This window comes from Sphingomonas sp. Leaf10 (assembly GCF_001421245.1).
Classification (GTDB): domain Bacteria; phylum Pseudomonadota; class Alphaproteobacteria; order Sphingomonadales; family Sphingomonadaceae; genus Sphingomonas.
In genome coordinates, this window is record NZ_LMKE01000001.1 from 40,612 (window position 1) to 65,760 (window position 25,149).

At 65.2% G+C, this 25,149-nt stretch carries 20 protein-coding genes; 6 read left to right on the plus strand and 14 right to left on the minus strand.

Annotated features, from left to right (window positions below):
• The 8 genes from ASE59_RS00190 to gltX all read right to left on the minus strand — a co-directional run.
• A partial coding sequence (locus ASE59_RS00190; protein WP_235515585.1) for a methyl-accepting chemotaxis protein occupies window positions 1-1,458 on the minus strand: 1,458 nt, incomplete at its 3' end.
• 21 nt (window positions 1,459-1,479) lie between these two features.
• The gene (locus ASE59_RS00195) at window positions 1,480-1,995 is read right to left on the minus strand and encodes a chemotaxis protein CheW (protein WP_056450617.1); all 516 of its coding nucleotides are present in this window, start codon (window positions 1,993-1,995) and stop codon (window positions 1,480-1,482) included.
• Window positions 1,982-3,970: a chemotaxis protein CheA gene (locus ASE59_RS00200; protein ID WP_056450620.1), complete on the minus strand. Its 1,989-nt coding sequence runs from the start codon at window positions 3,968-3,970 to the stop codon at window positions 1,982-1,984. Before ASE59_RS00200 ends, ASE59_RS00195 begins: the two co-directional genes overlap by 14 nt.
• Window positions 3,967-4,335: a response regulator gene (locus ASE59_RS00205; RefSeq protein WP_056450622.1), complete on the minus strand. Its 369-nt coding sequence runs from the start codon at window positions 4,333-4,335 to the stop codon at window positions 3,967-3,969. The genes ASE59_RS00200 and ASE59_RS00205 overlap by 4 nt, the downstream gene beginning before the upstream one ends.
• Entirely contained in the window at window positions 4,332-4,604 is a 273-nt protein-coding gene (locus ASE59_RS00210; protein ID WP_056450625.1) for an STAS domain-containing protein, read from the minus strand. The genes ASE59_RS00205 and ASE59_RS00210 overlap by 4 nt, the downstream gene beginning before the upstream one ends.
• Before the next feature lie 293 nt (window positions 4,605-4,897).
• Complete coding sequence (locus ASE59_RS00215; protein WP_056450627.1) at window positions 4,898-5,104, minus strand: hypothetical protein; 207 nt, start codon at window positions 5,102-5,104, stop codon at window positions 4,898-4,900.
• Window position 5,105: 1 nt separating this feature from the next.
• Window positions 5,106-6,389: a citrate synthase gene (locus ASE59_RS00220; protein WP_056450629.1), complete on the minus strand. Its 1,284-nt coding sequence runs from the start codon at window positions 6,387-6,389 to the stop codon at window positions 5,106-5,108.
• Between the two features lie 18 nt (window positions 6,390-6,407).
• The gene (gltX, locus tag ASE59_RS00225; RefSeq protein ID WP_056450631.1) at window positions 6,408-7,838 is read right to left on the minus strand and encodes a glutamate--tRNA ligase; all 1,431 of its coding nucleotides are present in this window, start codon (window positions 7,836-7,838) and stop codon (window positions 6,408-6,410) included.
• Window positions 7,839-7,902: 64 nt separating this feature from the next.
• Between gltX and ASE59_RS00230 the strand changes: the two genes are divergently transcribed.
• On the plus strand, window positions 7,903-10,176 hold the full coding sequence (locus ASE59_RS00230; protein ID WP_082457982.1) for a ComEC/Rec2 family competence protein: 2,274 nt from the start codon (window positions 7,903-7,905) through the stop codon (window positions 10,174-10,176).
• 169 nt (window positions 10,177-10,345) lie between these two features.
• Here ASE59_RS00230 and dcd read toward each other — a convergent pair whose 3' ends face one another.
• The 4 genes from dcd to ASE59_RS00255 are packed head-to-tail and all read right to left on the minus strand — an operon-like array spanning window position 10,346 to window position 12,487.
• Entirely contained in the window at window positions 10,346-10,900 is a 555-nt protein-coding gene (gene dcd, locus ASE59_RS00240; protein ID WP_056450640.1) for a dCTP deaminase, read from the minus strand.
• Window positions 10,897-11,340 carry a cytidine deaminase gene (locus tag ASE59_RS00245; RefSeq protein WP_056450643.1) on the minus strand — a complete coding sequence of 148 codons (444 nt, stop codon included), beginning with the start codon at window positions 11,338-11,340 and terminating at the stop codon, window positions 10,897-10,899. The genes dcd and ASE59_RS00245 overlap by 4 nt, the downstream gene beginning before the upstream one ends.
• Entirely contained in the window at window positions 11,337-12,005 is a 669-nt protein-coding gene (locus tag ASE59_RS00250) for a GH25 family lysozyme (RefSeq protein WP_056450648.1), read from the minus strand. The genes ASE59_RS00245 and ASE59_RS00250 overlap by 4 nt, the downstream gene beginning before the upstream one ends.
• Window positions 12,005-12,487, minus strand: a complete 483-nt coding sequence (locus ASE59_RS00255; RefSeq protein WP_056452556.1) for a UPF0262 family protein — start codon at window positions 12,485-12,487, stop codon at window positions 12,005-12,007. Before ASE59_RS00255 ends, ASE59_RS00250 begins: the two co-directional genes overlap by 1 nt.
• A 91-nt stretch (window positions 12,488-12,578) precedes the next feature.
• Between ASE59_RS00255 and ASE59_RS00260 the strand changes: the two genes are divergently transcribed.
• Window positions 12,579-14,090 (plus strand): replicative DNA helicase, encoded by a 1,512-nt coding sequence (locus ASE59_RS00260; RefSeq protein ID WP_056450650.1) that lies wholly within the window; start codon window positions 12,579-12,581, stop codon window positions 14,088-14,090.
• A gap of 76 nt (window positions 14,091-14,166) precedes the next feature.
• On the opposite strand, the gene ASE59_RS00265 is transcribed toward ASE59_RS00260, so the two are convergent.
• Window positions 14,167-17,601 (minus strand): TonB-dependent receptor, encoded by a 3,435-nt coding sequence (locus tag ASE59_RS00265; protein ID WP_056450660.1) that lies wholly within the window; start codon window positions 17,599-17,601, stop codon window positions 14,167-14,169.
• Window positions 17,602-17,962: 361 nt separating this feature from the next.
• On the opposite strand from ASE59_RS00265, the gene ASE59_RS00270 reads away from it, so the two are divergent.
• Genes ASE59_RS00270 through ASE59_RS00285 form a run of 4 tightly spaced genes read left to right on the plus strand, consistent with a single transcriptional unit; the run spans window position 17,963 to window position 23,939 of the window.
• Window positions 17,963-19,483, plus strand: a complete 1,521-nt coding sequence (locus ASE59_RS00270; RefSeq protein ID WP_056450663.1) for a tryptophan halogenase family protein — start codon at window positions 17,963-17,965, stop codon at window positions 19,481-19,483.
• Between the two features lie 9 nt (window positions 19,484-19,492).
• Complete coding sequence (locus ASE59_RS00275; protein ID WP_056450666.1) at window positions 19,493-20,920, plus strand: tryptophan 7-halogenase; 1,428 nt, start codon at window positions 19,493-19,495, stop codon at window positions 20,918-20,920.
• Window positions 20,917-22,431: a tryptophan halogenase family protein gene (locus tag ASE59_RS00280; RefSeq protein WP_056450669.1), complete on the plus strand. Its 1,515-nt coding sequence runs from the start codon at window positions 20,917-20,919 to the stop codon at window positions 22,429-22,431. Before ASE59_RS00275 ends, ASE59_RS00280 begins: the two co-directional genes overlap by 4 nt.
• Window positions 22,428-23,939 carry a tryptophan halogenase family protein gene (locus ASE59_RS00285; protein ID WP_056450672.1) on the plus strand — a complete coding sequence of 504 codons (1,512 nt, stop codon included), beginning with the start codon at window positions 22,428-22,430 and terminating at the stop codon, window positions 23,937-23,939. The genes ASE59_RS00280 and ASE59_RS00285 overlap by 4 nt, the downstream gene beginning before the upstream one ends.
• 133 nt (window positions 23,940-24,072) lie before the next feature.
• On the opposite strand, the gene ASE59_RS00290 is transcribed toward ASE59_RS00285, so the two are convergent.
• Window positions 24,073-25,089, minus strand: coding sequence for a cupin-like domain-containing protein (locus ASE59_RS00290; RefSeq protein WP_056450675.1), 1,017 nt, complete (start codon window positions 25,087-25,089; stop codon window positions 24,073-24,075).
• Window positions 25,090-25,149: the final 60 nt, after the last annotated feature.

Here is a 25,149-nt window from a genome sequence, read left to right on the forward strand (position 1 = left end):
ACCGATATCCTGTTCGCGGCACGCGGCGCTGATTTCGGACACCAGTTCGGCGGTCCGACGGATGTCGGGCACCAGCTTCGTCAGCATCTCGCCGGCCTGCGCGGCGGCCTGCACCGTGTCGCCCGACACTGCGCTGATCTCGGCGGCTGCGGTCTGGCTGCGTTCGGCCAGCTTGCGCACTTCCGAAGCCACGACTGCGAAGCCGCGACCATGTTCGCCGGCGCGTGCTGCCTCCACCGCGGCGTTCAACGCCAGGAGATCGGTCTGCCGAGCAATTTCCTGAACGATTCCGATCTTCTCGGCGATCGTCCGCATCGCACCTACGGCGCGATCGACAGCGACACCGCTGGCTTCGGCTTCCTTCGCCGAATGGCGGGCGATCTTTTCGGTCTGGGCGGCATTGTCGGCGTTCTGCTTGATATTGGCGGCCATCTGTTCCATCGAAGCCGAGGCTTCCTCGGCTGCAGCGGCCTGCTCGGTAGCACCCTGGCTCACCTGTTCCGACGAGGCGGAGAGTTCCTGGCTGCCGGCAGCGACATTGTCCGCCGCGCCCGACGCATCGCCCACGACGCTGCGCAGCCGCTCGACCATCGACACCAAAGCGTGACCCAGCTTGTCCTTGTCCGACAACGGGGTGTGATCGACGGTCAGGTCGCCCTGCGCAATCTTGTCGGCCAGCGCCGCCGATTGGCGCAGCGCGAGCGTCATGCGGTTGACGGTATCGACGAGGTCCTTGATCTCGTCGTTGGTCGTGACCTTCACCTCCTGGTCCAGGTCGCCGACTGCGACTGCGTCGATCGCAACCGCGACGCGCTTGAGGCCACTGGAAACCAGACGCGAGATGTAGACGGCTCCTGCGATGGCGATCAGCAGTGCGCAGGCTGCCGCAATCAGCAACGTGTTTCGAGCGGACGCGTACAGTGCGGAAGTGTCGGCATCGGCCTCTCGCATCCGCAAGCGCTGCAGTTCGACGAGTTTGGTGATTTGTTCGGACATGCCCATGACGACGGTCCGAGCTTCGCCCATCGACAGTTTCATTGCCTCGTCGTTCCGGTTGGCGAGGGCCAGCAGGCGGATCCGTTCGTTGATCGCCTTGTACGCGGTCCAGCGCGGGAGGATTTCGGCCCAGATCGGCTTGCCCCGTTCGGTGGCCCTTGACACGCCCAGCGCGATCTTCTGATCGACGCTGTTGCGCATCTCGATCATGCGATCGTCGAATTTCTTCTTTTCGACGGGATCGGTGGTGGCTGCCATGTTCTTTTCGTTGCGGACGACGCGTCCGGAGTCGGCATCGATCGACAAAGCAAGGTCGAGTTGCGCAGCCTGAACGCCGATCACTGCGCGAGTCGCGTCGCTCAATGCGCTCGAGCGGCTGATGCCGACCCCTACGACAGCGATCAGCAGCCCGATGAGAAGGGCAAAGGTCACGCCCAGTTTCAGCTTGATAGTAGGACGCATTCGTAAACCTCCCAAAAGATTTTAATGGATAGCTGCGCCAGCTGTCTTGCCCTGCGCGATGAACAGGAAAACTGCTTCGAGATCGGGCAGCACCACGATGTCGTCGCCATGCCGGACGAGCGCGCGGACATGGTCGCGGCGCCAGCGCATGCCGACGACGGGCGCGGCTTCGCTGGAGGCCGCGTCGAAGGTCGCGACCTCGTGCACCTTGTCGGTACGCAGGCCGATCATGGTCGGCTGACCGTCCAGATCGATCTCGATCACGACGATGCGGCTGTCGGGCGTCATCGCGGCGACCTCCATGCCGAAGGCGAGGTGGAGATTGGCCAGCGGGATGATCCGCCCCCGGAAATTGACGACATGGCTGACCAGCGGCGGTGCGCCGGGCACGCGCGTTTCGGGCATCATGTCGAGGATTTCGCGGACCAGCACCGCTTCCAGCGCGAAGCTCTGTCCGCCCAGGTCGAAGACGAGGACTTCGAGCCGATCGTCCTGGTTCCATGCGACGGTGGTCGGTTGCACGTTATCCGGCTGCACGCAGCGTCTCCTCATGCGGTTGGCCCAGCGCGATCAACTGGGCGATGTCGAGGATCAGCGCGACCTCGCCATCGCCGAGGATCGTCGCACCGGCAAAGGTCGTGGCACCCTGATGCAGCGCCGACATCGGCTTGATGACGGTCTGATGGTTGCCGATGATCTGGTCGACGACCAGCCCGACGCGCCCCTGCGGCGTGGCGACGACCACGATCTTTTGGAACGGATCGGGCCGGGTGTCCGTCGCGAACAGTTCGCGCAGCCGGAGGAACGGGACCAGCTTTTCGCGCAGCGTGATGAGGCTGCGGCCGCGATGCCGCATATCGTCCTCGAGCGAGAGTTCGATACATTCCTCGACCGCGGTCAGCGGAATGACGTAGCGGCCGGTCCCGACGCGCACGAGCAGACCGTCGATGATCGCCAGCGTCAGCGGAATGCGCAGCGCGATCAGCGATCCCTCGCCCTCGGTAGACTGGACATCGATCGATCCGCGCAGGCCCTCGATCGTGCGCTTCACCACGTCCATGCCGACACCGCGGCCCGACAGGTTGGTGACAGTCGCGGCGGTCGAGAAACCGGGCGCGAAGATCATCTGGAGCAGTTCGGAATCGGTAAGCGCCTGGTCGGGCTGGATCAGGCCGTTCGCCTCCGCCTTCGCGCGGACCCTGGCACGGTTGATGCCGCGGCCGTCGTCGCGGATGGTGATGACGACCTCGCCCCCCGCCTGATGCGCGGCGAGCTTGACCGAACCGGCGGCGGGCTTGCCGGCGGCGATGCGGTCCTCGGGCGTTTCGAGGCCGTGGTCGCAGCTGTTGCGGATCAGGTGGACCATCGGGTCGAACAGGCGTTCGATGACGGTCTTGTCGACCTCGGTCGCTTCACCGGCGGTTTCGAACTCGATCGTCTTGCCGGTGTCGCGCGACAGGTCGTGGATCAGGCGGCGGAAGCGCGCGAACAGCGAGCCGACCGGGACCATGCGCATCACCATCATCGTGTCGCGCAGTTCGCCGGCCAGCCGCTCGATCTCTTCCGACACCGAACGCAGCACCAGATCGTTGCCGCGATGCGCGCATTGCGACAGGCGGCTTTGGGCGATGACCAGTTCGCCGACGCGGTCCATCAGCGCGTCGAGCCGCCCGGCGGGAACGCGCACGCTCTCCTCGGCCTTGGCGGTCGAGCGGGCGGCGGGGCTGTCGGCGGTCGATGCGGTCGCGACCGGGGCGGCGGCGACGGTCTCTTCGGCACTCGGGGCTTCGTCGGCCACGATGTCGTCGACGGCGGCGTCCGCATCGTCGAGGCCGAGTGGCTCGATCGACAATTCCATGTCGTCCATCACGAAGATGAAGACATCCTCGATATCGTCGCGCTTGATGTCGCCGACCAGCGTCACGTCCCAGCCGATATGGCATTCGGTCGGAACCAGATCGGCGAGCGGCGGCACCATGTCGGTCCGCGCGACGACGGTGCAGTCGCCCAGCTCGCGCAGCTCGTCGAGCAGCATCAGCGGGTTGGTGCCGTTGGCCATCGCATCGGCCGGCAGGCGGAAGGCGATCTGCCAGCCGCTGCGGGCTGGCGCCTTCGCGTTGGCGGCGGCGGGGGCGGGGCCCGATGCTTCGTCGATCGCCTGTTGCAGACGCGCGAGGATGGCGTCGCCATCGGCGGCCGGGGCATCCCCCTCGACCAGCGCGCGCATATGATCCTGCGCCGACAGAATGACCGAGACCAGGCCGGCGGTGGCCGGCACCTGACCCTTGCGCACGCGGTCGAACGCCGATTCGCAGTGATGGGTGAAGCCGGCCAGCGCGTCGAAGCCGAACATCGCGCCCGAGCCCTTCAGCGTGTGCAGGCCACGGAAGACCGCGTTGACGAGATCGGCATCGTCCAGCCGGTGTCCGAGGTCGAGCAGCGCCTGCTCGACCTGATCGAGTACCTCGCCCGCCTCCACGCGGAAGGCGGCGATCGGATCGTCGGCCATCACCGGCCGAGTACCTTGCGCGCGACCTTCACCAGCTGATCCGGGACGAACGGCTTGACCAGCCAGCCGGTGGCGCCGGCGGCCTTCGCCTGGTTCTTCATCTCCGGATCGGATTCGGTGGTCAGGAAGATGATCGGGACACCCGCCTGCGCCGGCTGCTTGCGCAGTTCGCGGATCATCGACAGCCCGTCCATGTTGGGCATGTTCAGGTCGGTGACGATCATGTCGAACTTGGTCGCGGTCGCCTTCGACAGCCCTTCGACGCCGTCACCGGCTTCGGTCACGGTATAGCCGGCACCGGTGAGCGCGATGCGGATCGCCATGCGCAGGCTGGCGGAATCGTCGACGGCGAGGATGGAAGCGGTCATTGCAGGGGTACTCCGTGGAACCAGAAATCATGGTCGTCGGCCGGCATCGCGTCGGCAAAGCCGGCACGGCGCAGCAGGGCGGCGAGGGTGTCGTTGGCGGGTGCGGCGAGGCGGACGGTGCCGCCATGCATCCGGGCCTGCGCGCGCAGGCTTTCGATCAGTTGCAGGACGCTAAGGTCCGGGGTGGCCAGATCGGCAACGTCGAGGACGAGGTCCCCGTCGGGCGGAACAACGCGCAATTCGTCGACGACGGCGCCAATATTGGCCATCGACAAGTTGGCAGGTACACAAAAAGCGGAATTCATTCGATCTTGCCCCCAATAGAGCTGCCGACTTCTCTGGCAGAGGGGGATTAAGATCGATTTAAGTACGGAGCCGTTCCGGATGTTTCGGCGTTAATCAATCGGTAACGTCCGGATCGATGCGAAAGCCGGAAAGATAGCGTTGCCCGTAACTTGCCGCATGGCGGCAATGCGGGTGCGTTCGCGGGAAAACGTCGTCCGCGCAAATTTTTATGCCGGCGATCGATCCGACAAAAAGGCGCTGTGGAGTCGCGGGCGACTCAGCGTCGCGGCAGGCGCCGTGCAATCAGGACCAGCAACAGGCCGAGCGCGGCGGTCACCGATCCGGTCACGACCCAGAGATACTGGTCGATCATGAACGAACTGGCGGGCCAGCGGATGATGCCCATCCCCTGACCCAGCCAGAATAGTCCGACGAACGCGAGGATCGCACCGACGATCGTCAGCACCCGCCGGACGACGCGCATCTCAGCGCTGACCCACCGGCACGTAATCGCGCTGGGCGGGGCCGGTATAGAGCTGGCGCGGACGGCCGATCTTCTGTTCGGGGTCCGAGATCATCTCGTTCCACTGCGCGACCCAGCCGACGGTGCGGGCGAGCGCGAACAGCGCGGTGAACATGGTGGTCGGGAAGCCGATCGCCGACAGGATGACGCCAGAATAGAAGTCGACGTTCGGGAACAGCTTCTTTTCGATGAAGTAATCGTCCGACAGCGCCAGTTCTTCCAGCCGCAGCGCGGTTTCGAAGACCGGATCGTTAACGCCGAGCGATTCGAACACTTCGCGCACCGTCTTCTGCATCACGGTCGCGCGCGGGTCGTAATTCTTGTACACGCGGTGGCCGAAGCCCATCAGGCGGAACGGATCGTCCTTGTTCTTGGCACGGGCGATATATTCCGGGATGCGCTCGGGCGTGCCGATTTCGCGCAGCATGTTGAGCGCGGCTTCGTTGGCGCCGCCATGCGCCGGACCCCACAGGCAGGCGATGCCGGCGGCCATGCACGCGAACGGGTTCGCGCCCGACGAACCGGCAAGACGCACGGTCGAGGTCGATGCGTTCTGTTCGTGGTCGGCATGGAGGATGAAGATACGGTCCAGCGCCTTTTCGACGACCGGGTTCACTTCATACTTCTCGGCCGGCACGCCGAACGTCATCTTCAGGAAGTTGCCGGTATAGCTGAGCGAATTGTCGGGATACTGGAACGGCTGCCCGACGCTGTACTTGTACGCCATCGCCGCGATCGTCGGCATCTTGGCAATCAGCCGGTGCGACGCGATCGTCCGCTGCGTCGGATCGGTAATGTCGGTCGAATCGTGGTAGAAGGCCGACAGCGCGCCGACGACGCCGCACATGATCGCCATCGGGTGCGCGTCGCGACGGAAGCCGCGATAGAAGGTCGCGAGCTGTTCGTGCAGCATCGTGTGGCGGGTGATGGTGTTGGTGAAGTTGCCGAGGTCGTCGCCCGACGGCAGTTCGCCGTTCAGCAGCAGATAGGCGACCTCCATGAACGACGACTGTTCGGCGAGCTGCCCGATCGGATAGCCGCGATGCAGCAGCACGCCTTCGTCACCGTCGATATAGGTCAGCGCCGAATCGCAGCTGGCGGTCGACGTGAAGCCGGGATCGTAGGTGAAGGCGCCGGTCTGCGCATACAGTTTGCGGATGTCGACGACGTCCGGGCCGATCGTGCCCGAACGAACCGGAAATTCGACGTCCTTGCCCGCGACCTGCAGTTTAGCGTTATCGGCCATCTGGCGTCTCCTGTTAGGTTATGCGGCCGGTTTGGCCATCTGATCTTCGATGCGGCCAAGGCTTTCGTCGCGACCCAGCAGGGCAAGCACGTCGAAAATCCCCGGTGAGGTGCGCGAACCCGTCAGCGCGGCGCGAAGCGGTTGCGCGGCGGCACCCAGCTTCAACGCCGCTGCCTCCGCCACTTCGCGTACCGCAGCTTCGATCGTCTCCGTATCCCATGCTGCGAGTGCGTCAAGCTTGGCGTGCAACTGCGACAAAATCGCACGAGCTTCGGGCGTCAGCAACGTGGTGGCGCCGTCGTCCATCGCCAAGGGGCGCGACTTGAAGAAGAAGGCGGCGTTGGCGGCCAGTTCGTTGATGTCGGCGGCGCGGACCTTCAGCACCGGCATGGCGCGCTGCAACAGATCGCGGTCGATCCCGTCCGGCAGCCGTTCGGCGACCAGTGCGGTCAGGCGCGTGTCGTCGGACTCGCGGATATAGTGGCCGTTGAGGTTCAGCAGCTTCTTCGTATCAAAACGGGACGGCGAACGGCCGACGCCGCCCAGGTCAAACACTTCGGTCGCCCGTTCGCGGCTGATGATTTCCTCATCGCCATGGCCCCAGCCGAGCCGCAACAGATAGTTGTTGAGCGCTTCGGGCAACACGCCCAGTTCGTCGCGATAGGCCTCTACGCCGAGTGCACCATGCCGCTTCGACAGCTTGGCACCGTCCGCGCCGTGGATCAGCGGGACATGGGCATAGACCGGATCGGGCCAGCCACCCTCGACCGTGTCCATTGCGCGGACCAGCGCCAATTGGCGGAAGGCGTTGTTCAAATGATCGTCGCCGCGAATGACGTGCGTCACGCCCATGTCGTGATCGTCGACGACGACCGCGAGCATATAGGTCGGCGTACCGTCCGAACGCAGCAGCACGAAATCGTCGAGTTCGGCATTGGCGACGGTGACGTCGCCCTGCACCTGATCGGGGATGGTGACCGACCCTTCCTTCGGTGCCTTCAGCCGGACGACGAACGGCGCGCCTTCCGGCGCGTCCCCGGGCGCGCGGTCGCGCCAGCGGCCGTCATAGCGGATCGGCTTTCCGGCGGCGCGTTGTTCCTCGCGCAGCGCGGTCAGTTCCTCCGGCGTCGCATAGCAGCGATAGGCATGGCCGGCGTCGAGCAATTGATTGGCAACCGCCGCATGGCGATCGGCGCGGGCGAACTGGAACACCGCATCGCCGTCCCAATCGAGGCCGAGCCAGCGCATGCCTTCGAGGATCGCATCGATCGCCGGCTGGGTCGAGCGCACGCGATCGGTATCCTCGATCCGCAACAGGAAACGACCGCCATGGCGACGGGCATAGAGCCAGTTGAACAACGCAGTGCGCGCACCGCCGATGTGGAGAAAGCCGGTCGGCGACGGCGCGAAACGGGTGACGACAGGCGTCGCGGAAGTAGTTGCGCCCAAGCGCGGATGCTCCCAGAAATCGGGTGGAACAGATATGGCCAGCTCAGCCGCGACCGCCCCTAGCATGGCACCCCGCACGCTTCAAACCACGCGCGCCCCGGCTCGGTTCCTTGCCGCGCTGGAACGTCGGGCGGAGGCGGAGCGGGGGCAATTGCCGCTGTGGATGCCCGTCGCGCTGGGGGCGGGGATCGCGGCATGGTTCATGTTGCCGGGGCCGGCGGCATGGGGCGCGGTGCTGTTCGCGGGGCTGGCAATGGCGCTGGGCGGGACGGTGCTGCCATGGGGTACCCGGACGGCGCGGGCGATCACGATCGCCGGACTGCTGGCGATGCTCGGCTGTGCGCTGATCTGGTGGCGGGCGGAGCGGATTGCGGCACCGGTGCTTGCCCGACCGGTGGTGGCGGCGTTCGCGGCGCGGGTGGAGCGGGTCGAGCCGTTGCCGGCACGGGAACTGGTACGGCTGACGTTAGCGCCGATCGCAACAACTCCCCTCCCTGACAGGAAGGGGTTGGGGGTGGGTCGGGTTCCGCTTGGCGCAGCGTCCCGGTCTCTCGCGGGTCAATCCACCCCCAACCCCTCCCTTCCAAGGAGGGGAGGATTGCCGCCGCGTATCCGCGTGAACGTCGCCCAAGGAGACTTTCCGACCGATCTCTCCCCCGGCGCGACCATCGCCCTGCGCGCGCGTCTGATGCCGCCGCCCTCCGCCGCGTTGCCGGGGGCGTATGACTTTGCGCGTACCGCATGGTTTCAGGGGATCGGCGCCACCGGGCGCGGCTTTGCGCCGGTGCGGGTGATCGCACCCGGCGATCCGGGCAATGCCGGACTGCGCGCGGCGCTGACCGCGCATATCGTCGGGCGGGTACGCGGCAGCGAAGGCGGGATCGCCGCCGCATTCGTGACCGGCGACCGGGGAGCGATCGCCGAAGCCGATGCCGAGGCGATGCGGCGATCGGGACTGGCGCATCTGTTGTCGATCAGCGGCTTGCACGTCACGGCGGTCGTCGTCGGGACGATGACGCTGGTGCTGAAGCTGCTCGCGCTGTTCCCGCCGCTCGCACTCAGGGTTCGGCTGCCGGTCGTGGCAGCGGGGGCAGGGGCGATGACGGCGGTCGCCTATACATGGCTGTCGGGGGCAGACGTACCGACGGTGCGGTCATGTATCGCCGCGCTGCTGGTGCTGGCGGCGCTGTCGCTGGGGCGCGAGGCGGTTACGCTGCGGCTGATCGCGACGGGCGCGCTGCTGGTCCTGCTGGTGCTGCCGGAGTCGCTGGCGGGGCCAAGCTTCCAGTTGAGTTTCGCCGCCGTTACCGCGATCGTCGCGCTGCACGAACATCCCCGCGTCCGGCGCTGGTTCCTGAAACGCGACGAGGCGCACTGGCAAAGGTTCGCGCGCGGGTTGGCGTCGCTGCTGCTGACCGGGGTGGTGGTCGAGGCGGCGTTGATGCCGATCGGCCTGTATCATTTTCACAAGGCCGGACTGTACGGCGCGCTCGCCAACATCGTCGCCATTCCGCTGACGACCTTCGTCACGATGCCGTTGGAGGCACTGGCACTGGCGCTCGATCCGGTCGGGCTGGGCGCGCCGGCATGGTGGGCGGTCGAGCGGTCGCTGGCATTGCTGTTATGGATCGCGCGGACGGTCGCGTCGGCGCCGGGATCGGTCGCGGCATTGCGGGCGATGCCCGACGGAGCGTTCGCGCTGATGGTCGTCGGCGGGCTGTGGATCGCGCTGTGGCGGACATCAATGCGGCGTTGGGGGATGGTGCCGCTGGCGATCGGCGCGCTGTGGGCATTGGCGACACCTGCGCCCGACCTGCTGGTGACGGGCGACGGGCGGCATATGGCGTTGGCGACGCCCGATGGCGGCATGGCGATCCTGCGCGACCGGGCGGGCGATTATGTCCGCTCGACCCTAGGCGAAGGCGGCGGGGTCGAGGACGACCTGCCGCCGCTGTCCGAACAGCCGGGGGTGAAATGCAGCGCCGACCTGTGCATCGCTACCCGACAGGCGGGCGATCGACGCTGGACGATCGTCGCGACGCGCAGCGGCTATGCGGTGCCGTGGGCCGAACTGGTCGCCGCGTGTCGTCGCGCCGACATCGTCGTCAGCGACCGCCGCCTGCCGCCCGCGTGCACACCGCGCTGGCTGAAACTGGACCGGACGACGCTCACCCGTACCGGCGGCATCGCGATATCGCTGGCAAGCGGGCGGGTGACGACGGTCCGACAGGGTGGACGCCATCCATGGGAGCAGCCGGAGAAGGTCGCTCCGCCGCGTCCGCCCTATCGCGACCGCCGCGCGGGGCGGAACGGAGCGATTTCCGACGCCGCCCGGTGATCGTTGATCGCAACCCGCGCGCAGACAAACGCCATCCAGAGGATCAGCGCGCCGCCGATACCGAAAGCGAATGGCAGCGGGAGCTTCGGGGCGAACAGCGCCAGAATCGGCAGGAGCGCCGACATGCGCACCACCGCGCTGCGCCGGGTCCAGTTGCGTCCGATCATCGTCACAGCCGCGGCAGGGTAACGCCGCGCTGGCCCATATATTTGCCGGCGCGGTCGGCATAGCTGGTGCCGCAGGGCTGATCGCCCTTCAGGAACAGGAACTGGCAGGCGCCTTCATTGGCGTAGATCTTGGCGGGCAGCGGCGTCGTGTTCGAAAATTCCAGCGTGACATGCCCCTCCCATTCGGGCTCCAGCGGCGTCACGTTGACGATGATGCCGCAGCGCGCATAGGTCGATTTGCCGAGGCAGATCACCAGCACGTCGCGCGGCACCCGGAAATATTCGACCGTGCGCGCCAGCGCGAAGCTGTTGGGCGGGATGATGCACACGTCGGTCTTGCGGTCGACGAAGCTGTTCTGCGCGAAATCCTTCGGATCGACGACGGCGGAGTCGACGTTGGTGAAGATCTTGAATTCGTCCGACACCCGCGCGTCATAGCCATAGGACGACAGGCCGTAGCTGATGCACCCCTCGCGCCGCTGCGATTCGACGAAGGGTTCGATCATCCCCGTCGCCAGCGCCTGTTCGCGAATCCAGTGGTCCGACAGGATCGTCATTGCTTTCCCCCAATGCCCAGATTGCCCGGGCCAAATGCATGCGGCAACAGGTCCGACAGCCGATGCGTCTCTATGTCGCCTCCGCCGAGGCCCGAACAATGGACCGCCAGATCCCGCCCGCCCATCTGCGCCGCTTCGTTCAGCACCTGCCGACACCGGCCGCACGGGCGGATCGGATCGGTGTCCGCTTCGCCCATCCGCCCGCCGACGATGCCGACCGCGACGATCTGTTCGAGCTTGCCTGCCCCGCTGGCGGTCGCGGTGGCGACGGTTTCGGCGCAGAGCGACAGACCATAGCTGGCGTTTTCGAAGTTGGTGCCGGTGACGATCGAACCGTCTTCCATCAACAGCGCCGCGCCGACCGCAAAGCGCGAATAGGGTGCGTGGGCATGGGCGGCGGCGGCGCGTGCGGCGTCGATCAGGGTGGCGGGATCGGTCATTGGGCGGCTACACTCCACGCGACGGGACGGGCGACGCCATCGATGCGCCGCGCCGGGTTCGCCTGCCACATCCGCCACGGCCGCGCCAGATAATCGGGTTCGAAGAAGCGCCGCTGTGCCCAGAGCGGCCGGACGATCGCGGCGCTGACCCGATATTCCTGCTCGAACGCGGGCGAGATGCGCAGTATCATCGGCCGGCCGTCATGATATTCGGCCGGTCCCAGGAACCCGCGGATGGCGCTCATCACCTGCGCGCGCGTCGGACGGGCGGTGCAGTCGGGCGAAAAATCGAGCGCCAGCGTGGCGGGCAGGGCATCGGTCGCGCGCGGTACGGTGGTCAGATAGGCCGTGACCTGATCGGCGGTCGGCTCGCACAGCGAAAAGGCGTGGAGCGCACCGTGTCGCAGCCCGATGACATGCGCTCCGTTCCAGTTCGTCTCGAACGCCGCATCGCGTCTGGTCCCCTGCGATGCCGTGACATAGGCGAAGTCGGCGCCGCGGGCGCGGATGGTCAGCCAGTCGATCGGACCGTCGTCGGCCGATACCGTCAGGCCCTGCACCGGAAACCGGGCGCGTTCAGGCGTCCAGCCGAACGACCATTGCCACACGAACAACGACGCGAGCGCCAGCACCGCCAGCGCGACGAGAATCAACTTGAACCGCATCACGCCTTGATATGCAGCACGCAGATCAGGGTGAAGAGGCGGCGTGCGGTGTCGAAGTCGATCTCGACCTTGCCGTCCAGCCGCTCGCGCAGCGCTTCGGCCGCTTCGTTGTGGATACCGCGTCGCGCCATGTCGATCGTCTCGATCTCGTGCGGGGTCGCCTGCCGGATGGCTTTGTAATAGCTGTCGCAGATCGCGAAATAGTCGCGGATCGGGCGGCGCAGGCGGGCCATGCCGAGCACCAGCGTTTCGATCAGGCTGCCGTCCTCGCGCGCGATGTCGATGGCGAGTCGCCCCTCGGGCACCGACAATGCGATGCGGTACGGACCGGCATAGTTGTCGGCGGTGACGCGAGCGGGGGCGAAGTGATTCGCCTCCAGCAAGTCGTAGATCGCGATCCGCCGTTCCTGCTCGATATCGGCGCTGCGCCACAAAATGGTGCGCTCGTCGAGGGTCACGTCGATGATCCGGGGATCGGCCATGGCCTCCTGTCGCCGCTTCATCTGCCGGCGTCCACCGCAAAATGCGCTGTCAAGCGGTTGAGCGTAAGGCCGAGGTCTGGGACAAGGGGCGATGGCTACTGTTCACAGCATCGGCGGGGGCACCCCCCCGCAACCACCGCGCGTGCCCCACAATGTCGATGCGGAGGCGGCGCTGTTGGGCGCGATGCTGATCGACAACGGGCTGGCCGACGACATGGTCGAACGGCTGGATATCGAACATTTCTACGATCCCGCCCATGCGCGCATCTTCGAACGGATTCGCGATGTCCGCCGCACAGGCATGATCGCCAGTCCGGTGACGCTGCGGCCGATGTTCGACAATGACGAATTGCTGGCGGCGCGGGGCGGCACGCAATATCTGGTCGAGATCACCGGCAGCAATGCCAGCCTGATCGGTGCGCGGCAGTTCGCGCAGCAGATCTACGACCTTGCCCAGTTGCGCGCGCTGATCACCGTGGGCCGCACGCTGGTCGAAAACGCTACCGATACCTCGACCGAAGTCGATCCCAAGAAGCAGATCGAGGCGGCCGAGGAAGCGCTGTTCAAGGTCGCGGCGGAAGGGAACACGACCAACGCGGTCAAGTCGTTCGCGCAGGCGACGACGATGGCGGTGCGCATGGCCGAACGCGCGATGAATTCGGGCGGCGGGCTGTCGGGCGTCACCACCGGCCTCGCGTCGGTCAACGGCCGGATCGGCGGCATGCATCACAGCGATCTCATCATCCTCGCCGGACGTCCGGGCATGGGGAAGACGTCGCTCGCCACCAACATCGCCTTCAACGCCGCGCAACGTTATATGGACGACCAGCGCGCGGGGATGGAAAAGGGCAAGTCGGTCGGCGCGAAGGTCGCGTTCTTCAGCCTTGAAATGTCCGCCGATCAGCTGGCGACGCGCATCATGGCCGAGCAGGCGGAAATCAGTTCCGAAGCGCTGCGCATGGGTAAGATCCGCAAGGAAGATTTCACCCGCCTCGCCAACGCCGCCGCCGATCTGGAGCAGTTGCCGCTCTATATCGACGACACCGCCGGCCTGACGATTTCCGGCCTGCACACCCGCGTCCGGCGTCTGCAACGCAAGCTGGACGGCGAACTGGGGCTGGTCGTGGTTGACTATCTCCAGCTCTTGCAAGGCTCGGGCAAGGGCAGCGACAACCGCGTGCAGGAAATCTCGGAGATTTCGCGCGGATTGAAGACGCTGGCCAAGGATATCGGTGTCCCGGTGATGGCGCTGTCGCAGCTGTCGCGTGCCGTCGAACAGCGCGAAGACAAGCGCCCGCAGCTGTCCGATCTTCGCGAATCGGGATCGATCGAGCAGGACGCCGACATGGTGTGGTTCGTGTACCGCGAAGACTATTATGTCGCGGCCAAGGAGCCGAAACGCCCGCGCGACGGCGACGATGCGAAGGTGTTCGAGGACCATGCGAAATGGGCGATGGATATGGAACGTGTCTATGGTCTGGCCGAGCTGATCATCGCCAAGCAGCGTCATGGTGCCACGGGCAAGGTGACGCTGAAGTTCGAGCCGCAGATCACCAAGTTCAGCGACTATGCCGGCGGTGGGTTCAGCGGGCTGGACGAATAACCGGTCGATCTTCGGAAGACAAAAAAGGGGGGAGGTGCCGGCGGCACCTCCCCCGATTTGTTTCCAACGTTTCGCGTCAGATGCGGAACAGTGCGCCGATCACGATGCGGCGATCGTTGAGGAAGCTGAACCGGTCGTACCGCTGGCCATCGGCGTCGATGATGCCGTACGCCTTGCTCTTCGTATCTAGAATGTTGGCGATCGATCCGCGCAGCTGCAGGTTGCCGATGTTGAACTTCAGCGACGCGTCGAGGAAGCCGGCGTCCTCGGCATAGATCGGATTGCCCGTCACATAGTCGCGATAGGTCAGCAGGTAGGACGAGCGCCAGTTATAGGCGAGTCGCGCTTCGACCACCTTGTCCTGATAGATCGCGACCGCGTTGGCGATATGCTTGGACTGGCCCAGCAGATCGCTGACGCCCCAACGGAACACGGCGGTCAGATCGTCCGGGTTGCCATCGCCATCGGCGTCGACCGCGTTGCCCGGCGGCGTTGTGGTCGCGTCGATGAAGGTATAGTTGGCCTGTATGCCGAAATGCTTGAGCGGTCCGGGCAGGAAGTCGAAGAATTGCTGATAGCCGACCTCGACACCCTTCACCGTGGCTTTGGCTTGGTTGACCGCGCCGTTGTAAATGATGTTGAGCGTCCGTCCGTCCAACGTCACCGTTCCCTGCAACTGATCGCCGGGGGCCAGTGTACCCAAGGGCTGATCGCCGTTGGTGATGATGTTCGACAGCTTCTTGTAGAACCCCGCGATCGACAGATAACCGCCCTTGAAATACCATTCATAGGACAGATCGAAGTTGTCGGCAGTGGTCGGCTTCAGGAACGGATTGCCGCGGCTGACCCGGACTTCGCTCGCCGAAATCTCCTGCGCACCGCGGTCTACGCCGAACAGCGGATCGTTCCGATCGGTAATTTGCTGGAACGAGGTGCGTTGGGTGGTGACGACGAATTCCTGCGAAGCGCGCAGATCCTGCACACTCGGCCGGGTCAGCCCCTTGCTGTAGCCGAAGCGGAACAGCATTTCCCGGTTCAGGTTGAACTTCATGTTGAACGACGGCAGCCACCGCTCGTCGACCAGACTGTAGGAGGTCGGGATCGGGGCTTGCGATGCATAGGCGGCGGCCTGCGGCGCAAAGTCGCGAATGTCGTCGCGGCTCTCGGCATCGTCGGTGCGAAGACGACGGCCGGTCGTCGGGTCGAACGTATATTGGCAGCCGGTCTGGTTCGGGCCGCCGGTCGGGCTACACGACGGCAGGTCGGGATTGAACGGGCGGAATGCCTGGAAACCGGACGATTGCAGTTCGGTCCGAACATAACGAACGCCGACGTTACCGTCTATCGACATGCCACCGTCGAAATCATGTTTGAAATCGACGCGGACATAGGCGTTCTTGGTCCGCTCGGTAATGTCCGACGTGTCTTCGGGACGATAGATTGCCTGCCCGAAGCGCGATCCGTCATTGGTGCCGCGCGGAACCCAGCTGCCCAATGTCGCCAACTGCGGTTCGCTCGAGATATAGTTACGGAATGCACCGTAGTTGTTGAGCAAGTTGCCATTGACGAACACGAAGTCGGTGTTGCTGCCCTGAACGACGCCGTCGCCGCGGAAGAAGTTCTTGAAGCTGACCGCTTCGAAGCCCTGATTGGGGTTCTGGAACGTGCCGGCAATGCCATAGCCGCCAGCCCATGCCGGTGCGATCGCGCCCCAGTTCAGCGCCATTTCCGAATTGACCTGGCTGCGCTCGGCAAAGCGGGCGCCGAACTTCACGCTGTCGAACCAGCCGGCCAGACCGTCACCACCCGACACGTCGTAGCTAAGGTCGCTGCGTAGCGCGTACAGGTCGCCGGTACCGTTCTGGAACTGATCCGCCGCGAACTGGAAGTTGGCGCCGTTGAAGTCGCCCGAACTGGTCGGCGTCGGAATGTACACGCCGGGCGAAGTCACAACACCGGCGGCGTTGGTGACCGGATCGCGGTCGCCGGTGAAACGGGTGTTGCTCGGGTTGAAGCGATGCGTGGGATCAATGAAGAATTCGACACGCGGATGGTCGAGATCCTGCTTGATCGAATAGTTGAAGTAGCTGTTCATGCCACCCCAAATCTGACGCTGGCGAGCGTCAGCCTTGGTGTATTGTCCATCGAGTACGATGAACAGCCGATCGGTGGCGTTCCACTTCACGTTGAGGCTGAAATCTTCGGTCGTCGCTTCTTCGATCTTGCCGATGCCGAGCATGCCGATGTCACGACCACGCGCACCGGTCCACGAATCCTGGTTGCTGGTGACGAGGCCCGATTCCATCAGACCGCCCCGCGTCGGATACAGGGTTTCGCAATCGCCGGGAGCGACCGGACGACCGCCGGGGCCGCTGCACATCGGCAGGCCATTAGAACCCCAGTTGTTGTTCCGCGCGATATTGCTGACGCCGATGTTCACGCCACCATTATGATCGGGGAACCATTCGAGCGTGCGCTCGGTGCTGTTGATCTTGTTTTCCGCGCGAATGTATTTGAACGTCGCCTGCAGGCTGTCGGTCCGCCACTGCAGCGCCCCGTAATAGCTGATGCGTTCGCGATCGACGTCGTTGGTGCGGAGCTGGAAACCCGGTGTGATGCCGATGATGCGCGACGGATCGACGCCGATGAATTCGTTCGGACGCGGATCGTCATTCAGGTTGCTGATTTCCGGGACGTTGCCGTTCGCATCCAGCACGCGAGGGATTGGCTGGCTCTGCTGCCAGCCATTGATCCGCGAGTCGAGGCGCGAGCGCGAATAGGACCCGAGAATGCCGAATTCGCCGATGCCGGTATTGAAGCGCTTGCCGGCCGTAATGCTGCCCTGTGGCGACCAGTTCTTGCGAAGATCGGAATAGGTCGTGTCGACCGAGATGACGAACAGATCTTTCTTGCTGTCGAACGGTTCGAGCGTGCGCAAGTTGATGAGGCCGCCGATGCCGCCTTCGATCAGGTCGGCGCTCTGGTTCTTGTAGACGTCGACGCCGCCGACGAGTTCGGGCGGGATGCTGGAAAAGTCGAGCGCGCGGCCGCCATTGGCCGAGAAGGCGTCGCGACCGTTGAATTCCGAACGGACGAAACCGAGGCCACGGACCAGGTTGCCGCGCCCTTCGGGTGAGGGGAAGTCGGGGCTGGCGCCGCCGGTCGGGAAGCGCGAGATGGTGACGCCCGGAATACGGCCGATCGCTTCGGCGACCGACAGATCGGGAAGCGTCGCGATGTCCGATGCCGTGATCGAGTCGACGAAGGTCGACGACCGGCGCTTGATTTCCTTGGCCGATTCGAGCGCGGCGCGAATGCCGGTAACGACGATTTCACCCTCCGGCGTCGCATCCTGCGCGTTGGCGAGCGGCGTCGGCACTTTCTCGTCCGGGGGAGTGATCGCGGTCTGAGCACTGGCGAGCGCGGGCGTCATTGCCAAGGTCAGTGCCGAAGTGGCCATGAGCAACCGCTTGGCCGAGCGCGACGGATACGCGAGTACCTGCATCTTCATCAATCTATCCCCTCCCTGTAGCGGCATGTCGTGCATGCCGCCCGGTGTCCCCTGTGCTCGATCCTTACTGCTCGTTTTTCGTTTATCGATACGATACGGCTAGCAATGGTGCGGCAACGAAGAGGGGCATAACTGATCCGATTTAGCCCGACAAGATAGCGGTAACATATTTAGCCGACATCGTTGACAATTGTCCGGGCGCGGCGCTTTGACTGGTAACGCAAGTAACATTACGTATGTAATTATTGCTGCATTGCAACGTGTTAGGAATATGGTCGTCGCTGTTCTTGTGCAGTGCGAACCAAATGGTCGGAGAGGGCGGTTCCGTGACGAAATGCGCTGGTAATGGGCCGGATATCGCATGACTGTTGCATCGGATATCGAACGGGTTTGCATCGTCGGCGGCGGTACCGCCGGATGGATGACCGCCGCTGCGCTTGCGAACAGGTTGCACGGTTTGGGCGTCCGGGTGCAGCTGATCGAATCGGACGAAATCGGGACGGTCGGGGTCGGCGAAGCGACGTTGCCGCATATCAGGGCGTTCAACGCGACGCTGGGAATCGCCGAATCGGACCTGATGCGGGCGACCGAGGCGACCTACAAGCTGGGCATCGAGTTTTGCGACTGGGGCCGAATCGGCGACCGTTATATCCACCCGTTCGGCAATTACGGCCCGACCGACGACGGCATCCCCTTTTATCACCAGTGGCTGCGGCTGCGTGAGCAGGGTGATACGACCCGGCTCGACGAATATTCCTTTCCGGTGATCGCCGCCGAGAACAACCGCTTCCGCCATCCGGGCAGCGACGTGCGGCAGGTCGAATCAAGCTTCGGCTATGCCTATCAGTTCGATGCCTCACTCTATGCCCGCTTCCTGCGCCGCTATGCCGAGGCGCGGGGCGTCGAGCGGGTCGAGGGCAAGGTGGTCGACGTCGCACTGGATGGCGAGCGCGGGCATGTCCGCGACGTGACGCTGGCGGACGGGCGGGTGCTGGACGCGGACCTGTTCGTCGACTGTTCGGGCTTTCGCGGGCTGTTGATCGAAGGGGCGCTACGGTCCGGCTATGACGACTGGAGCAACTGGCTGCCGTGCAACCGCGCAGTGGCCGTGCCGACCGACAGTCGTGGCCCGCTCGGCCCCTATACCCGCGCGACGGCGCGGACGGCGGGCTGGCAGTGGCGGATCCCGTTGCAGCACCGTGTCGGCAACGGTCATGTCTATTGCAGCAGCTTCATCTCCGACGACGATGCGCAGGCGCAGTTGCTCGCCAATCTCGACGCGCCGATGCAGGCCGAGCCGCGACGGTTGCGCTTCACGACCGGGCGGCGGCGCGACTTCTGGAAACGCAACGTCGTCGCGATCGGGCTGGCCAGCGGATTCCTCGAACCGCTCGAATCGACGTCGATCCACCTGATCCAGGACGGCATTACCGAGTTGCTGGCGCTGTTTCCGACGCGAGCGTTCGACCCGGCCGATATCGATGAATATAACCGGCGGATGGCCCTGCATTTCGAACGGGTGCGCGACTTCCTGTTGCTGCACTATGTCGCGACCGAGCGCGAGGACAGCGAGATGTGGCGGCATTTCCGCGCGTTGACCCTGCCCGACAGTTTGCAGGCGAAGATCGATGCGTGGCTGACGCGTGGCTATGTCGTACCCTATCAGTTCGGATTGTTCCTGCCGCCCAGTTGGGTGGCGGTGATGCTGGGGCAGAGGCTGATGCCGAAGGGATATGACCCGCGCGTGCTGGCGCAGGACGATGCGACGATCGCCGCGCGCGCGGCGGCGTTGCGCGGGGCGGTGGCCCAAGCGGTGCAGGCGACGCCCGACCATGCCGACTATATCCGCCGATCGCCGGCCGCGGCCGGTCTGGCGGCCTGAAGGACGGTGATGCAGGGTTTGGAATCGGCCGGACGGGTCGGACGCATATTGGTGTGCGGCAGCGGGCTGGCCGCCGAGATGACGGTCGCGGCGCTGGCGGCGCAATTGCCGGCGCACGTCGCGATCGTGCGTGTCAATGCCGGCAACCAGCGTGCCAGCGACCTGTTCTATGGCAGCGTTACCGCGCCATCGGCCTATGCCTTCAACCTGTCCGCCGGGGTCGATGAGCGACGGCTGATCCTCGACAGCGATACGAGCTTCTCGTGGGGGACGCGCTATGCCGATTGGGGCGGGCGCGGCTGGATGCAGGGGTTCGCGCTGCCGTTTCCGGTGGTCGATGGCGTGCAGATGCACCAGTATCTGACGCTGGTCGGCGCGGACGGCATCACGCCCTATGTCGCGGGGGTACAGGCGGCGCGGCGGGGTGTTTTCGTCCATCCGCCGCGTGAGGGCGATGGGCAGCATCCGTTGGCGCGCGCGGAATATGGCTATCAGTTCGATCCGGCCGACTATGCCGCCCTGTTCGCGGCGGCGGTTCCGGCGGGCCGGGTCGAGCGGCTTGCCGGGTCGGTCGTCGGCGTCGAGGTCGTGGATGGCGCGATCGTCAGCGTAGGGCTGGATGATGGCCGGGCGGTAGGGGCCGACTGGTATGTCGATTGCAGCGGCCCGGCGGCGATGCTGCTGTCGGCGCTCGTACCCGATTGGGAGGGCGATCGCCGGATCGCCATCGAGGTCGAGGAGCGCGCAAGTGCCGACGAAGCGCCGCTGCGAACGGTGCGCGTGTCGCCCGAGGGGTGGCAAAGCGAGACGCCGCTAAAAGGGCGCGTCCGCCGGATGCGGGTGTCTGCGTCGGGAGGCGCCGGGGTCGTGCTCGGCCGACGGTCGCGAGGCTGGGTCGGCAATTGCGTCGGGATCGGACAGGCGGCGGCGGTGGTCGAACCACTGACGCCGACACCGATGATGCTGCTGGAACGCGATATCGAACGGTTGCTGGCGCTGATCCCGACGGGGTCGGACATGGGCGTAGAGGCGCGCGAATATGACCGGCGCTTCGCCGACGATCACGACCATGCCGAGCTGTTCCAGCGCGCGTTCTTTACGGCGGACGAACTGCCGGACGGTTCCTATTGGCAGGCGGCGAAGGCACAGGCGGTGCCGGAGAAGCTGGCGCGCAAGCTGACCATGTTCGCCGATCGCGGGGTGCTGGTCGCCTATGACCTCGAACCCTTCCATCCGGAGGACTGGACGATCCTGCATCTGGGTATGGGGTTGCAGCCGACGCGCCATGATCGGCTGGCCGATCGCGCCGATCCGGCGCGGGTGCGGCAGTTCCTGTCGAAGATGGCAGGCGATATCGAAGCGGCGGTGACGAAGCTGCCGCCGGCGCGTGTGTATCGGGCGCAGCTCGAACAATATCTGAAGCGGGGAATGATATGAGCGCGCCGCTGTTGCGCCGGATCGTGATCGTCGGCGGCGGGTCGGCGGGGTGGATGACCGCCGCCGCGCTGTCGAGCCTGCTGGATCCCAAGGATGTTGCGATCAGGCTGGTCGAATCGGATGCGATCGGCACGGTCGGGGTGGGCGAGGCGACGATCCCCGACATCCTCGCCTTCAACCAGATGCTGGGCGTGAACGAGGCCGAGTTCATGGCCGCGACGCAGGCGACGTTCAAACTGGGTATCGAGTTCGTCGATTGGGGCGCGAAGGGCGACCGCTATGTCCACCCGTTCGGCCAGCATGGCGTCGACATGCAGGGGATCGATTTCCACCAATATTGGCTGCGCGCCCGCGAGCATGGCGCGCCGCAACCGATCGAGGAGTACAGCCTGTGTGCAGTGGCGGCACGGGCTGGCAGGTTTGCGCTGCCCGATCCCAATCCGCGAGCGGTGTTGTCGCACATCCGCTATGCCTATCATTTCGACGCGACACTCTACGCCCGCTTCCTGCGCCGCTATGCCGAGAAGCGCGGTGTGGTGCGCGTGGAGGGGATCGTCGGCGCGGTCGGGCAGGGTGCGGACGGCGCGATTACCGGACTGACGCTGAGCGATGGACGGGTGGTCGAAGGCGATTTCTTCTTCGATTGCACCGGGTTCCGTGCGTTGCTGGCGGGGGAGACGCTGGGCAGCGGTTTCGTCGACTGGAGTCACTGGCTGCCGTGCGACACCGCGCTGGCGGTGCCGAGCGAACATGCCGGGCCGCCGACCCCCTATACCCGCGCGACCGCGCGCGATGCCGGCTGGCAATGGCGCATCCCGACCCAGCGGCGGGTCGGCAACGGCCATATCTTTTCGAGCGCGTTCACGACCGAGGAAGCGGCGAGCGCGACGTTGCTCGCCAATCTCGACGCGCCCGCGCTCGCCGATCCGCGCCGCATCCGGTTCAGGGCGGGGTGCCGTGAAACCTTCTGGTCGGGCAACTGCATCGCGATCGGGTTGGCGGCGGGGTTTCTCGAACCGCTCGAATCGACGTCGATCTATCTGATTCAGGAGGGGATCAGCCGGTTCATCTCGCTATTCCCGCGCGGCGACATTCCGGACATCCTGCGCACCGAATATAACCGCCATATGCGCACCGAATTCGAACAGGTGCGCGACTTCATCATCCTGCATTACGCCGCGACCACGCGCGACGACACGCCGTTCTGGAACCATTGCCGGACCATGACCCTGCCCGATACGCTGCTCCACAAGATCGACCTGTTCCGCGAGACGGGGCGGGTGTTCCGCTACAATGACGAACTGTTCACCCGGCCGAGCTGGGTCGCGGTGATGCTGGGGCAGGGGATCGTGCCGAATTCGTCCGATCCGATCGTCGCGACGCTCCCCGAGGCAGATGTTACGCGCAGCTTGGCGTCGATGCGTGATGCGATGGCGGCGGCGGTCGCGCGGATGCCGACCCATGGCGACTTCCTCGCCCGCTATTGCCCGGCACAGGCGATGGCGGCATGAGCGAGGCGAACATCCGCAGCATCGTCATCGTCGGCGGCGGCACGGCGGGATGGATGGCGGCGGCGGCGCTGTCGCACATGCTGGCCGGCAGCGGCATGACGATCCGCGTCGTCGAATCCGAAGCGATCGGCACGGTTGGCGTCGGCGAAGCGACGATCCCGCATATCCAGTATTTCAACCGGCTGCTCGGCATCGATGAGGACGACTTCGTCCGCCGGACCTGCGCGACGTTCAAGCTGGGCATCGAATTCGTCGATTGGGGGCAGGTCGGCGAGCGCTATATCCACCCCTTCGGCACCTATGGACAGGAGATGGAAGGCATCCATTTCCACCATTTCTGGTACCGCCATGCCCAGGCAGGGCGCGCGCTGCCGCTCGATCGCTACAGCATCGGCGTCGGCGCGGCGCGGGCGGGCAAGTTCATGCGGCCCGATCCGTCGCGGCGCGGATCGCCGCTGGCCGGTATCAGCTATGCGTTCCAGTTCGATGCTGCGCTCTATGCCAAATATCTGCGCGAGCGTGCCGAGGCGGCGGGCGTGGTCCGGACCGAGGGGCGGATCGTCGACGTCGCGCTGAACGGTGGCAACGGCCATGTCGACCATGTCGTGCTCGACGATGGCAGCAACGTCGCGGGCGACCTGTTCATCGACTGCTCGGGGTTTCGCGGGCTGTTGATCGAAGGCGCGTTGAAGGCGGGCTATGACGACTGGCGCGAATGGTTGCCCTGCGACCGGGCGGTGGCGCGGCCCTGCGCCCGCGTCGGCGATCCGACGCCCTATACGCGCGCGACCGCGACCAGTGTCGGGTGGCGCTGGCGCATTCCGCTCCAGTCGCGCACCGGCAACGGCCATGTCTATTGTTCGGACTATGTCGATGACGACACCGCGCTCGCCATGCTCGATGAAGGGCTGGACGGTGCGCCGCTGGCCGGACCGAACTTCCTGCGCTTTACGGCAGGGGTGCGGCGCAAGGCGTGGGACCGGAATGTCGTGGCGCTGGGACTCGCGGCGGGGTTTCTCGAACCGCTCGAATCGACCTCGATACACCTGATCCAGACCGGCATCGCCCGGCTGCTGACCAACTTCCCCGACCGTTCGTTCAACCAGCCCGATATCGATTATTACAACCGGCGGACGCGGCAGGAATATGAACAGGTCCGCGACTTTCTGATCCTGCATTACAAGACGACGGCGCGCGACGACAGCCCGTTCTGGCGCCGCTGTCGCGACATGGCGATCCCGGCGTCGCTGGAGGAACGCATCGCGATCTTCCGGGAGAATGCGCGGCTCTATCGCCACGACAATGAATTGTTCAGCGAGACGAGCTGGCTGGCGGTGCTGCACGGGCAGAATATCCACCCGAAGCGGCATCACCCGATCGCCGACATTCTGACGGAAGAGGAGCTCGACCGGCGCATGACCCATATCGCCGGGGCGATGGATGCAGGGGTGCGGGCGATGCCCGGCCATATGGCGTTCATCGACCGGTTTTGTCGCAGTCCGTCCTAGCGTCTGATTCAGCCAAGCGGAAACGTCGCCCCAGCGAAGGCTGGGGCCTCGTGCGGCTCTTGTCCCGCGCGATCACCGGAAGATCCTAGCCCGCGCTGGGATGACGCGCGTTGCAGTCCGGGCGTGCCGGCATTTACCGACGCAAGTCGTCGATCAGATAATGTTTCACCCGCTGCGCCATGTCGGGCGTCATCTCGCCCAGTGCCCCGCGACCGGCGCGGGGCAGGTGGGTGACGGCGTCATGGCCGGCGCCGAAGACATAATGGTCGAACCACGTCCGCCATACGTCGCGCTCGCGCTCGGGCAGGTCGCGGATGCTCATCACCGCATGCATCAGCGTGCGGAACGGGGAACCTTGCCAATGGCGCGGCGAAAGATCCCACCAATAGTTGGTGAGCACGTTGACCGGCGACAGTCCCTCGACCTGGTGCCACCACATATAGGGGATGTAGATCGCGTCGCCGGGTTCCAGTTCGGCCTCGAGCGCGGTTTCCAGCGCCTCGGCATAGCGGGGATAGCGGTCGAGATCGGGGTTGCGCAGGTCGACCATGCTGACCGGCGGCCCGGCAAAGGTGAAGTCGAATGGCCCGACATAGAGGTTGCGGACCTGTTCGGGCGGGAACAGCGTGAAGCGCCGCCGCCCGCCGACGACTACCGCGACATTCTCCGACATGTCGAAATGGGTCGACACGGTAACGCGGTTGCCGATCCACAGACGCGCGACCGCCCCCGGTCCGGCAATGCCGAGCACATTGTCGCGTCCGAAATCGGGACAATTCTCGGCAATCGGCACCGCGCCGGCATAGAAAGCGGGCGGCTGTTCCTCGTCACGGACGCTCATCAACACGCGCAGCAATTCGGCGATCGGCGCAATGCGTTGCTGATAGTTCAGCCCGCGCAGGTCGTTGCTGTACCAGAATCGCCCGTTGATCTGCGGCGGTCCCAGAAAGGCGGGGACCGGTTTGCCGAGGTCGGTCGCTTCGATATAGTCGCGCAGCGCCTCGTCCGACTGTCGCGCGGCTTGCACCGCCGGCCACGATGCGGCGATCCCGCGCAGGACCGCCGGCTGGCGTAGCGGCACGATATCCGCCTCGAACCGATCGCGATCGACGCCGTGCCATTCACGGATTGGCTGAAAACTGCGCGTCATATGGAAATGCCTGCCAAAACCCTCCGGCATCCACGCGCCGGATGTAACAACCTGTAAATG